This window comes from Paenibacillus sp. MMS20-IR301, assembly GCF_032302195.1.
Classification (GTDB): Bacteria; Bacillota; Bacilli; order Paenibacillales; family Paenibacillaceae; genus Paenibacillus_AQ.
Window position 1 is genome coordinate 4,920,161 of sequence record NZ_CP135275.1, and the last position, 13,051, is coordinate 4,933,211.

The following is a 13,051-nucleotide window of genomic DNA, read 5'->3' on the forward strand; positions in this document are numbered from 1 at the left end:
AGCAAATGGACAAAAGCCGATTGCCTTGAAACAGGCAACCGGCTCTTTGCAATTCAGAGGTGTATTAGCGGATAATCTCAATCCGTTTGTCTTGCGGGAACCACATGACATAAGCTCCCAAGGTCTCCGAGACGTAGCGCAGCGGCACCATGATTCTGCCGTCAATCGCTTGCGCCGGGACGTCCATTCCATCAATTAATTTTCCTAAAGTCATAGTCAGTACTTTACCGTCAAGCAGGATGGTAGCTGTCTTGGTGGCATGATCCCATTTGACCTCAGCGCCTAATGCTTCCGCTACGGCCCGGATAGGCACCAGAGTTCTCTGCTCCTGAATCACCGGCGGTACATCGGTTTGCTTAGCGAGTGCTCCGATTGCATACGCCTTGCTGTCAATCTTGAACGTGATCTTGGTAACCGAATCGGCCTTAACGATGCTGTACAAGCTGAAGCTGTCGGTATAGAACTCAAAGCTATTCGTTTCCGGGATATAGACACCGCCAAGCTTAATTGTCTTGTACGTGCCGTCTGCCTGTGGTACGAAGCGAACCGCGGTCAGATTCGTTGTATCCCCGGTCAATCCTAACTCCTTCAACTTAATCGTAACTTTGACCGGCTCCGCGAAGCTCTTGATTCTCGTGCTGGTGCCGTTGGAGTAATTCAGCTGGGCAACCAGATCCAGAACCTTACCGCCGAGCGGCTGCAAGCCTGCCTGCTCCAGCTTCGATCCGGCCAGTACCTCATCCGATTTGGACTTCTCTGTGATCAGAACTCCTAGCTCCAGGGAAGAACCGAGTCCCTGCTTGAGCTCTGCTACGTTCAAGCCATTCTTACCGAAATCAATAATTGCCAGTGCTGATTCAAGAATAACCGGCTTGGCAGCCTTCATGATCCCTTGAACTTCTGTAGTGTCAGCTTTTACTGTGCCTTGTCCAGTTTCAACGGTGTTCAGCCCGTCTGTAATTTTGGTAGACGGCTGCACCACAGGCGGTGTTGTTGCCGGTGCTGTAGTTACCGGAGGTGTAGTTACCGACGGTGTATACGGTTCGGCCGGTGCAGTCGTTATAACGGATGCCCGGAAGGTATCGTAAGCTGCGGTTAACTGTTTATTGGCTTGGTCAATCTCAGCTTGCGTTGCTGCAGTACGGATAACATTCTCTGCTGCTGTTACCGCAGCTTGCAAAGCTGCTTTTGAACCCGCCGGATATTGGCCTACGCCGTTCCCCTCTGTACTGGTATTCAACAGGGTTGTCACTGCCGTAATCAGAGTTTGCACCGCTTCGCTATTTCCGGCTTTAATGACTGCTGCTTTAAATGCAGTGATTGCTGCATCCAAGACTGCTTTCGCTGCATCGATTTCTGCTTGTGTCGATGGCTTGCTGAACACTTCTTCGGCTGCAGCAATTGCTGCTTCCAGAGCTGTCTTAGCTGCCAGTGGATACTGCCCTACTCCTTCACCTACAACGATGCTGTTAAGCAATGCTGCCGCTTCGGTCACAGCTGCATTCGCTTCTTCGCTATTGCCTGCTGTATTAACCTTAGTTTCAAATGCAGTGATTGCTGCTTCGAGTGTGGCTTTGGCTGCATCAATCTGCGTTTGCGTAGCCGGATGCTCCAGCACTGCCTTCGCTGCTTCGATTGCTGCTTTCAATACTTCAACAGCTTCTGCAGGATATTGGCCTACGTCTTCACCTACAGGTACATCGATCAGCAAGCTTCAGCTTCCTTCACTGCTGCATTCGCTTCTTCACTGCCGCCTTCTTTATTCACCACTGCTTCGAATGTGGCAACTGCCGCTTCCAGCGTTGCCTTCGCTGCATCAATCTGCGCTTGCGTTGCCGGGTGCTCCAACACTTCCTTCGCTGCTTCGATCGCTGCTTTCAATACTTCAACAGCTTCTGCAGGATATTGGCCTACGTCTTCACCTACAGGTACATCGACCAGCAGGGCTTCAGCTTCCTTCACTGCTGCATTTGCTTCTTCACTGCCGCCTTCTTTATTCACCGCAGCTTCGAATGCTGTGATTGCTGCTTCGAGTGTGGCTTTAGCTGCATCAATCTGCGCTTGCGTTGCCGAATGCTCCAGCACTTCCTTCGCTGTTTCAATAGCTGCTTTCAATACTTCAACAGCTTCTGCAGGATACTGGCCTACGTCTTCACCTACAGGTACATCGATCAGCAAAGCTTCAGCTTCCTTCACTGCTGCATTCGCTTCTTCACTGCCGCCTTCTTTATTCACTGCAGCTTCGAATGCTGCATCAATTGCGTTTCGAATGCTCCAGCACTTCCTTCGCTGTTTCAATAGCTGCTTTCAATACTTCAACAGCTTCTGCAGGATACTGGCCTACGTCTTCACCTACAGGTACATCGATCAGCAAAGCTTCAGCTTCCTTCACTGCTGCATTCGCTTCTTCACTGCCGCCTTCTTTATTCACTGCAGCTGCATCGATCTGCGCTTGTGTTGCCGGGTGTTCCAGCACTTCCTTCGCCGCTTCAATCGCTGTCTTTAACGTCTCGGCCGCTTCAGATGGGTACTCACCCACGCCCTCGCCAACTACACTATCTCTCAACAGCGTTTCCGCGCTGGCTACTACCGCGCCAGCCTCTTCGCCGTCACCTTCTCCAATCACCGCAGCTTCGAATGCGGTAACTGCTGCTTCCAGCGTTGCCTTCGCTGCTTCGATCTGCGCTTGCGTTGCAGGGTGTTCCAGCACTGCCTTCGCTGCTTCGATCGCTGTCTTTAACGTCTCGGCCGCTTCAGCCGGGTACTCACCTACACCCTCACCTACTACGCTGTCTCTCAATAGCGTTTCCGCACTGGCTACTACCGCGCCAGCCTCTTCACCGTCACCTTCTCCAATCACCGCAGCTTCGAATGCGGTAATTGCCGCTTCCAGCGTTGCCCTCGCTGCATCGATCTGCGCTTGCGTTGCAGGGTGTTCCAGTACTGCCTTTGCTGCTTTAATCGCTGTCTTTAACGTCTCGGCCGCTTCAGTTGGGTACTCACCCACGCCCTCGCCTATCACGCTATCTCTCAACAGCGTTTCTGCTTCCGTCACTACCGCGCCAGCCTCTTCGCCGTCACCTTCTCCAATCACCGCAGCTTCGAATGCGGCAACTGCTGCTTCCAGCGTTGCCTTCGCTGCATCGATCTGTGCTTGCGTTGCCGGATGTTCCAGCACTGCCTTCGCCGCTTCAATCGCTGTCTTTAACGTCTCGGCCGCTTCAGATGGGTACTCACCCACACCCTCGCCTACAACGCTATCTCTCAACAGCGTTTCCGCACTGGCTACTACCGCGCCAGCCTCTTCGCCGTCACCTTCTCCAATCACCGCAGCTTCAAATGCGGTAACTGCCGCTTCCAGCGCTACCTTCGCTGCGTCGATCTGTGCTTGCGTTGCCGGATGCTCCAGCACTGCCTTCGCTGCTTCAATCGCTGTCTTCAACGTCTCGGCCGCTTCAGTTGGGTACTCACCCACACCCTCGCCTACAACGCTATCTCTCAACAGCGTTTCCGCACTGGCTACTACCGCGTCAGCTTCTTCACCGTCACCTTCTCCAATCACCGCAGCTTCGAATGCGGTAATTGCCGCTTCCAGCGCTACCTTCGCTGCGTCGATCTGTGCTTGCGTTGCTGGGTGCTCCAGCACTGCCTTCGCTGCTTCAATCGCTGTCTTCAACGTCTCAGCCGCTTCAGTTGGGTACTCGCCCACACCTTCGCCTACCACGCTATCTCTCAACAGCGTTTCTGCTTCCGTCACTACCGCGTCAGCATCTTCGCTGTCGCCTGCCTGTATTTGCGTCTTCCCGAATACATCTTGGGCATCCACAAGGGCTTGGTAAGCAGCATCAATTCTCACCTGTGAAGACGGTTTGTTGAGTACAATTGCCGCTTCATCAAATACGGCTTTCAATGCTGCGATGGCTTCAGCCGGATATTCTCCAACTTCGCTTCCTGCTGTGCTGTCTTCGAGAAGAATGCCGATTTCAATAAGCTTCTCCACTGCCGTCAGGTTATTTCCCTCAAGAATGATTGCGGCTTTAAAAATGTCCGACGCTGCTTCCAGCTCCTCATAAGCCTGGTCAATCTCTTCCTGAGTAGCCGGCTGATTGATCACGCTCGCTGCTGCTGTAATCGCCGCCTGCAAGAGGGCTTTGGAGCCCACCGGATATTCACCCGCATCATCACCCTCTGTGACGTTGCTCAATAGTGTCGTCAATTCTGTAATTGCCGCCTGAAGTTCTGTAATATCCCCTGAAGGAACTACAGCATTCCGGAAATCTTCGGACGCAGCTGCAATTGCTTGTATAGCTTCAGCAATCTCCTCTTGAGTAGAGGGTCCGCCTGCCACAGTTTGAGCTGCGTTGATAGCTGTTTGGAATATTGCTCTGGCTTCCGGCCAATATTGCCCGGCTCCATAGCCCTCAGTACTACTGTCGTACAGTGCCGTCGCTTCCGCTAGGGCCAGCAGCAGCGGGGGATAGTTACCTTCCTGATTGATCTCATTCTCGAACTCCCCGATTGCTGCTGCGATAGCTTGATAAGCCTCATCAATCTGCTCCTGGGTCCCTGGAGAGCCGATCATCACTTCCGCATCTTCAATAGCCTGCTTCAAAACAGCAAAGGCATCTGACGGATACTCCCCAACGTGATCACCTTCTACACTGTGCTGTACAAGGTCTTTTGCTTGATTGATTTTGTCCTGCAGATCTGTTGTGTCTCCTGCCTCAATAACAGATGCTGCAAATTCTTCTATTGCAGTGGTTAATGCCTGGAGGGCATTATCCAGTTTGGTTTCGCTGGCCGGATATAAAGTTACATCCGTAGCAAGCATGATAGCTTCATTCAAGTTATTGAATGCAGTATCCGGATACCCACCAGCTCCAGGCCCCCGCGGACTGTCATTATAAAGGGATAATGCCTCAGCAATTTTCTCACGAAGCTTCAGGTCGTCCCCCGCTTTGACTTGAGCATTATGGAAGGCTGTAACTGCTTCGGCCAATGTCTGGGTAGCGGCATCAATCTCAGCTTGCAGTACTGCCGGATTCCCATTCACAGCTACAGCTGCATCAATGGCCTCCCCCAAAGCCGCTTTTGCCTCAGCCGGATATTGTCCTACCTCATTCCCCTCTTCGCTTAAGATGAAGATATAGGCCGCTTCGTCTATTTCGCCCTGCAGTGCCGACTTATCTCCTACCTTGATTACTGCATCTCTGAAGACTGCAATCTCTATCTCCAGTGCTTGTTGCGCTGCAGCAACCTCTTCTTCTGTCGCCGGCTGATCCATTACCGCCTTTGCTGTAATAATCGCTGTCTCCAGTGCTTCTAAGGCTGCAGCCGGAAACTGGCCAATCTCTTCACCAGCAGTGCTGTCTTCCAGAAGCGCTTCTGCTTCGTTAATCGCGGCTTGAAGAAGTGCTTTATCCACTGGCGGGATTTTGTGTAATTCAAAATATACTGATGCATCATTCAAGTCAATGATTGCCCGATCCACTTCTTCTTGTGTAGATAACAGGTTGGTTAACGTATTCATTGCATTGTAAATAGAGTTCTGGAAGAAAAGCTTTGACCCCGGCTGGTATTGTCCAGCTTCAGTACCTTCTACACTGGCATCCAGAAGCGCTTGGGCGGCTTCGAGAGCCGTCCGGAGTGCTCCTTTGTTGGCCTCGGGGCTCTGTAAACCTTTGAAAATCTGAAACGCATTCTCCAAGTCCTCGAATGCATCATTAATTTGTGCTTGAGAGGATAGCCTTCTGGTTACATCCATTGCGGCTACGATAGCATTATTCAGATCCGTGTAAGCCGCAGACGGATATCTTCCTGGTCCATCACCTTCAGTAATACCAGCTTGAAAATTGTAAATTTCGTTAACCTTATCGAAGATTACTCTGGGATCACCTATCCTGATTTCAGAATTCAAGAAAGTTGTGATGGCGGTATCCAAAGCCTGATAGGCAGCTTCCAGCTCAGCTTCGGTAGAAGCAGGATTCTTCCATTCAATAGCCGCGGCAATTGCAGCTTCTAACGCATCTCTTGCCTCAGCCGGATATTGACCAACGTCTGTCCCTACGATGTAATTGTCGCGCAGCCATTGTGCATTGTTAATTCTGTCCTGAAGCGGTGTAACTACGGATGCGATAAAGCTCTCTATAGCTACTGTTAACATCTGGGTTGCATTATTAATCTCAGCTTGATCTTCAGAATACGCGATTACATCTTCTCCTTGCAGCACGGCATTATATATAGCATCTCTTGCTGCTTTTGGATAAAGCCCTACGTTTTCTCCCTCAGAGCTGCGTATCCACAGATCAAACGCTTCGTCTATTTTAGATCGCAAATCCTCCTTATTAGGTCCATATAGCTCTTGTGGTATAGAGGTGCTGTAAAGGCCTGTAAGAGCATAAGGATTCATGCCCTGCGGGTAATAAAACCATTGATTGCCCCGGTTGGTGGATATATAGTACTCTATCGTATAGGCTCCCATTTGTTTGAATTCGGGATCAGCTAAATTAACGGTATACGTATCGCCGTCCACATGGGTTAATTGGCCCATTCCCTTCACTATACTTAATCCGTTGGAAGTTAATTCCGACCTGTAATAGACATTGATTGTAGGAACTTCGCCAGCCTGCAGCTGTGTAATCGTGAAAGTAGCTGGGATATTGTCGAAATTGGTAACAACAGGCGGGGTATGCTCAACGATAGCTGCTGTCGACAGATCCGGCGGATCAGTAAATCTTACCGTAAAAGCACCCTCCAACGAGTTCATGTCAATAACCTCAGGATATTGCAAGAATCCCCCTTCTTCACCTGACATAGCGAAGAAATATGTCATCTCATAGATATCAGAATCTCTCATCATACTATTGACCTGATCGGTAATGTCAGCGGAAAATACTAAACTATCGCCTTCCCGGGGCAGATCGATGATGTCCGCCCCTGCCATACCATTGGCATTCTTATAAAATGTTCTCACCTGTACACTCTCAATACCGTCATCCAGTGCTGTTACACTTATAATCAGATTATTAAGATTAGATGTATCCAGTAGCGTATGAGTTACTCTTGGCTGCGACGGCTGCGGATTACCATTACCAGAATTCACTATAGTAACAGTTCGAGTAGTATAATAATCATCCGGCAAAATAGCCTTAATTGTAATTGTCTCAGCAGGTGCCCCTTGATCAATGAGCAGTGTATTGCCCACAATCCGCTTACCTACCGGATTATCTTCCACAATGGATAATTGAACATAACTTGGAGGATAAGACGCCTCTCCGTACTCAAAGGTAACAATTATTTCTGCCTCAAACGATTCATCCGTAACATCAACAATCTCCTCCAGGTCTCTCAATCCAGCTGGAGTATACTTCATAATATTTAAATCATTTCTCAATACCAGATCAGCCGCATGGATCAAGCCCGTCGGTATAACCATCGCAAATACCAGCAACAAGGCGATTATCCGTCTATATCTCAATGCCTTTTCCTCCATTTTTTTCATTTTTTCTACATGAATTTATTCTACACGACACCACTAAACGTAGAATAAACAAGAAAAAACCACAAAGCCATCCATACCGTGAGCGGCACTACGAAGGATGGAAATGGGGTTTGTAGTATCACACAAGAAATGGAGCAATTGTGCACAAAATACAATTGATTCTGTTTCCAGGCTGATTTATCCGTGATCTGTTGTACAAAATACAATAGAACTCACTTCCCTCACACTATTGAATTCCAATATCCCTTCTTCAACATTTCCTACACTTTATCAAATAAAAAAAAGGCTGCCCCCCATTACAGGAAGCAGCCCTCAATCCATCAAATATAATATTAATTAGCCCAATATTCCCGGGCAATCTCTTGCCCTTGCCGGATCTTCGCCCATTGCTCATCTTCCGTCAATTCATTACCGCCGTCGCAGGAAGCGAAGCCGCACTGATGAGACAACAGCAATCTGTCTTTGTCAATAATCTTCGAGGCTTCGTCGAGCATTCTGATTACACGGGCCTCATCGTCAAGCGTGCTGGTCTTGGAAGACAGCAGTCCAAGTACAATCTCCGTTTCTGGCTTATCCTTGAACACCGCCAGCGCATCGAGTGAGCCTGCACGCTCATCGTCCCATTCGAGGAAGAAGCGGTCGTATTTCAGCTGCTTCAGGAACAGATTCGCAATCTTGGCATAGGAGCCGCCGCCCATATTACGGGAATCATAGTTGCCGCGGCAGTTATGCGTCCACATCAGGAGTCCCAGGCTATGGCCATAATCAATTACGGTATTGTTAATGTCGATAAATTCTGTAGCGAGACCCTGCACTTCCGCTTGATTGATTTTCTCGCCGGTAAATGGAGAGTTCGGGTTATCATCAGCGAACAGCTCCCATAGGCAGTCGTCGAATTGCAGGATACGCCCGCCGGCCGCAGCGAATTCCTCCACGAAATCCTTGTAAGCCTTAATCAGACCCGCTTTGAGCTCCTGCAGGTTCTTATACACTTTGGCATCGCCAATGTTATCCGACCAGGACAGCTCCCCAAAGATATGGGATGGCGAAGGTACGCAGAGCTTCGTTTCACGGTCGCCGGCCGCAGCCTGAAGCTGCTTGTAAGCATGAATGAAATGATGATTCTTCCCGCCAAGTTCACCTGTAATCCGCAGCCCGATATCTTTACGGGTCTCATACTGGGAAGCTCCATCAATATCTCTGAAGAAATAGCCGTGGTCCGCAATATAGCGCTCAATCCCCTGGAAGCCCCAGACGAAGTCCAGATGCCACATGGATTTGGAATATTCGCCATCCGTAAGAATGGACAAGCCGTTCTCACTTGCTTTTTGGACTACAGCTTGAATGGCCTCAGCCTCGCACTGCTCGTACCCCTCGAAGTTCTGGTAGAACGGATACTGAATATCATCCCGGTGCTCGATCTGCCCTTTATATTCTAATAGATCCGCCGGACGCAGCAGGCTGCCTACGATTTGAAATCTGTTGCACATATGAAATCCTCCTCTATCTGTCTGTCTGACACATCTCTTGCTTTCGTGTTTTGATTCTAGCATGGAGGAGGAGAGTCTACATAAGACTTATAATTGATATCTGGCTATAGGCAAAAGGTATAATGGGGTTTAACGTTTAAGCTGACGCACTCAACAAGGCGGTCTCGATCTCAGGGGCAGGCATAGGCTTATAGAAATAATAACCCTGGATCTCATCGCACTTATACTGGTCGAAAAAGTCAAACTGTGCCTCCGTCTCCACCCCTTCGGCAATCACATGCAGCTTCAGGTTTTTGGCCAGCTGAATAATGGTCTTGGCTATCGCCTCATCGTCGTTGCCTGCTGAAATGCCGCGCACAAACTGCATATCTATCTTGATCCGGTCGACAGGCAATGTCTTCAATCTGCTTAAGGAAGAGTACCCGGAGCCGAAATCATCAATGGAGATGCTGACGCCCAGCTCCTTCAGATCATGCAGCACATGAACAATATAGTCCTCTCCATCAGCTGCAGTACTGCTCTCGGTAATCTCGAGCTCCAGATATTCCGGTTCCAGCTCCGTATCCCTTAGGGTTCTGCCAATCATAGTAAGCAGGTTCCGGTCCTGGAACTGCATAACAGACAGGTTCACTGCCATCCGCACTTGCGGCAGCCCCAGCGCCTGCCACTCCTTCATCTGCCGGCATGCCGTCTCCAGCACCCACTGGCCTATCGGGATAATCAGCCCGGTCTGCTCTGCCAAGGGAATGAAGGTCGCCGGGGAGATCATCCCAAGCTCCGGATGTTTCCAGCGGACCAGGGCTTCAAGCCCCACAATCTCCTTGGTCAGCACACTTACCTGCGGCTGGTAGTACAGCTCTAGTTCATTTCTTTCCACCGCCCTGTACAGACTGTTTGTCAGCTGCGTAGTGGTCAGCATCTCTTCCTTCATGGCCGGGGAGCATACGGCGTACTGATTCTTCCCTTTTTCCTTGGCCGCATACATCGCGAGATCCGCATTCCTGATCAGCTCGTCTGTACGGTCACCATCCTCAGGATAGACTGCAATTCCCGCACTGGCTGTAATGAAGAATTCCTGGCCTTTGACAATTATGGGCCGGGCAACCGACAGCAGGATGTCTTCAGCAACCTTGCTGATATCTTCCGCCTGCTCAATCCCGGTCAGCTTAATCAGGAATTCATCCCCGCCGAAACGCGAGACCATATCCCCCTCACCTAAACAGGCGGATATTCTGCTTGTTACCTGTTTAAGCATCTCATCTCCGCCAAGGTGGCCGATGGTATCATTCACGATTTTGAAAGCATCCAGATCAATGAACAGTACGCCCATCTGCTTGCCGGTGCCTCTGATGAGTCCGATCGTCTGCTCCAGCTGCTGCTTGAACAAGGTATGGTTCGGTAGCCCCGTCAGAGCATCATAATACGCCAGATAGCTGATTTCCCGTTCGGCTTCCACTTTGACCAGTGCATCTGACAACAGATTGGCCAGAATTCTCAGCAGCTCCTGTTGATTAGCCCCGAGATGGCCGGCCGCCTTGGCTGAGGTAAAGAACAGTACACCCAGAATCGCGTCTTTATTCCTTACTGTAATGGAGATCAGCTGCTTCATCGCGAGGGAGTTCAATGTATCTTTTTCAGTGCAGGCTTCCGGCACCATGATGTCCACGTCCGTTAGGGTTACCAGGTCCGTATGCATAATCTCGTCCATCCACCATGGCAGCTCATCGCCGTTCACCTTGGGAATGATATCAGCCGCGGACAGCACGCCTTCATTGCACCATTCATAGATTTGCGGATCTTCCGTGATTCTCATGAAAAAAGTCCGGTCCACCTGGAAATGCTCCCCGCACAGCGCTAACAGCTCATTGATCGTGTCATCGAGATCTGATTCAGTCACCTTAACAAATGCGCCGGAAATCCGGGAGACCATCTGCTGAAACCTGATTTGGCCTTCATTCTCTTCCAGACGCTGAATATATACCCGGTTGACGCAGTAGGCCAGCCACAGAACGATAATCATAATGCCAATCCGGGCCAGGTAATCCGAACCGTCAATCCGGACAGCGGCTTCAGGCACTCTCACCCAAATATAGATTTGCGTAAGCAGAATAGCGGTGCCGATCCACGAGATCATCAGCCTTCTGTTGAATACAACGGACAGCATCACAACAATAATCGGCGCCGCCCACACAGTAATCCCTGCAGAATCTATAAAGTTAACCGCGAGCAGCAGGAGGGATACCAGCATAACGGACATGAAGATGAATTCTTTAATATCTGCTTGTACCGGTATGAACTTGATCATCGTAAGCAGTATGCCTATAGCCATGAAGAAAAGGCTGGTTAATAAAAGAGAATGGAGCCCGGGGGCTTGCTGAACGAAGAAATACTGTGCTGCGAAATTCAGCATACCTCCAAGGATATAGGTGAAGGACATGATGGTAATGAATCTTTCCATGTTGCTTTCACTCAGGATTTTCCCCGGCGCAGCCTTCTCGCTTTTTCCCGGACCCATTAGTCCATACCGCTTAATCGCATAGAGAATAGCCGTTGTAGGGATAAGAACAAAGACCGGTGCCATTTGCGGAGTCTGTAAGGAGGGATATGTATTGAGGATCTTATCCGTTACAGTGCCTAAGACCATGGCGGTACCATAGGAGGACAGGAAGAGGTAGGCCTGTGTTGTCTTTACCTTGTCTTTCGAATTCCTCCCCCAATTCCAGAGCAGGAGCAATCCCACAACGGTAACGGCCACATAATAAATATTGAAGCAGACATCGCTCCAGCTGTTCGCCGAGACATTGACCCAGCCCGCAGCAGTATGAACGAGCTTGTACTGTTCCCTTGCCAGATCACTGTAACCAAAGGCCCAGACATTGATTGCCGCCGGAAGGTAGATCAGCACATAAATCCACTTCGTCCGCAGAATTCTATGTCTCTCTGTCAAAAGAAGACAGGCATGCAGCAGCAGGCTATACACCGTTCCCCAACCCAGGGAAGTCCATCTGCGCCACAGCAAAGCCGTCTCATAATCCTGAGCGGAATTAGCAATCGAGAAGCAAAAAGCCCATACGGCAAGGGCCAAGCAGGCTACAAAAAAGAGCCGGTTCAGCTTGCTGTTTGTATTAAGCGACAGAATATAGATTCCCAGAATAAAATAAACGGCAAACGCAACAAAAAATACTAAAGAAAAAACATAGGCTAATGACATGGCTGGCCCCTCCATGGATTACGGCGAATAATGTTTGTCTAAGAGAAACCTTACTGAATATGTCTATACCTATATTTCGGAAAAAAATGGATGGCTGTGAATAGACCGCTTGAGGAGAAGACACAAAATAGTTTGTTTAAAGATACGGGAGGTTCATCGGGCTCGAGAGATCGTAGAAGACAAGCTCATAGGGGGCTTCCCAGTAACATCCGTCCACCACGACAAGCTTTTTTTGTTCAAAATAAATAATCTAGGCTTCACTCCGTATCCTGACTTCTTCTCCTGAACTCTTCTTTAAACTTTTCAGCCTTCTCCCATGCCTCCGGCTCCGGCACCTATTCATCCAGCCCGTTTCTTATTTCCATTAGCAGCTTGCCCAGCATGTTACCGCCTTCGCCGTTGCCGCCATCTCCCCAATAGGAATCATTGGCTGTATGTTCAACCAGGGTACAATCGCCTGTCGACAGCAGGATCGACTTAATCACGGGATGCTGTTCCACTTTGGCCAGCAATGCTTCCCGCATCACATCATCCTTACACGCTTCCCAGTCCTGACGCAGCGGCCTGCTCCGTTCCCGGCCCATTCTGGCTACCTCCATAGGCGTGCGGGCGAGCCGGAGCTCTTCCTCATGCGCCGTACCTGCGAACTTTTGCGCCTGAAAATAATGCTCCGTGGTTGCCCACTCCTTGCCTTTTAACACTATGGGATACTTAGCGAAATTGGAGAAGCAGCCGTAAGGCTTATCTGTTTCATAGAAGCGTATAATGCGTTCTTCGGGATTACGGGTTAAAAGCTCTTTTCTCTCAGCTTCGATTATTTTACGCACATCTTTTTCGCCGTTCATTGAT

The 13,051-nt window shown here is 49.6% G+C and carries 6 protein-coding genes; all 6 read right to left on the minus strand.

Translation table 11 applies throughout. The features are described from left to right. Positions 1–64: 64 nt before the first annotated feature. Positions 65–1,711, minus strand: coding sequence for a copper amine oxidase N-terminal domain-containing protein (locus tag LOS79_RS21060; RefSeq protein ID WP_315412073.1), 1,647 nt, complete (start codon positions 1,709–1,711; stop codon positions 65–67). After that, positions 1,705–2,235 carry a hypothetical protein gene (locus LOS79_RS21065; protein ID WP_315412075.1) on the minus strand — a complete coding sequence of 177 codons (531 nt, stop codon included), beginning with the start codon at positions 2,233–2,235 and terminating at the stop codon, positions 1,705–1,707. The genes LOS79_RS21060 and LOS79_RS21065 overlap by 7 nt, the downstream gene beginning before the upstream one ends. A gap of 19 nt (positions 2,236–2,254) precedes the next feature. Beyond that, positions 2,255–7,141, minus strand: a complete 4,887-nt coding sequence (locus LOS79_RS21070) for a DUF4972 domain-containing protein (RefSeq protein ID WP_315412077.1) — start codon at positions 7,139–7,141, stop codon at positions 2,255–2,257. Positions 7,142–7,833: 692 nt separating this feature from the next. Then, positions 7,834–8,991 (minus strand): cobalamin-independent methionine synthase II family protein, encoded by a 1,158-nt coding sequence (locus tag LOS79_RS21075; protein WP_315412079.1) that lies wholly within the window; start codon positions 8,989–8,991, stop codon positions 7,834–7,836. Positions 8,992–9,127: 136 nt separating this feature from the next. Then, complete coding sequence (locus tag LOS79_RS21080; protein WP_315412081.1) at positions 9,128–12,202, minus strand: EAL domain-containing protein; 3,075 nt, start codon at positions 12,200–12,202, stop codon at positions 9,128–9,130. Between the two features lie 335 nt (positions 12,203–12,537). Continuing rightward, positions 12,538–13,047, minus strand: a complete 510-nt coding sequence (locus LOS79_RS21085) for a riboflavin biosynthesis intermediates N-glycosidase (RefSeq protein ID WP_315412082.1) — start codon at positions 13,045–13,047, stop codon at positions 12,538–12,540. Positions 13,048–13,051: the final 4 nt, after the last annotated feature.

Bases quoted from the DNA above. Each gene is read 5' to 3' on its own strand.
- LOS79_RS21075 (WP_315412079.1), bottom strand. From the start codon at position 8,991: ATGTGCAACAGATTTCAAATCGTAGGCAGCCTGCTGCGTCCGGCGGAT.
- LOS79_RS21080 (WP_315412081.1), bottom strand. From the start codon at position 12,202: ATGTCATTAGCCTATGTTTTTTCTTTAGTATTTTTTGTTGCGTTTGCC.
- LOS79_RS21085 (WP_315412082.1), bottom strand. From the start codon at position 13,047: ATGAACGGCGAAAAAGATGTGCGTAAAATAATCGAAGCTGAGAGAAAA.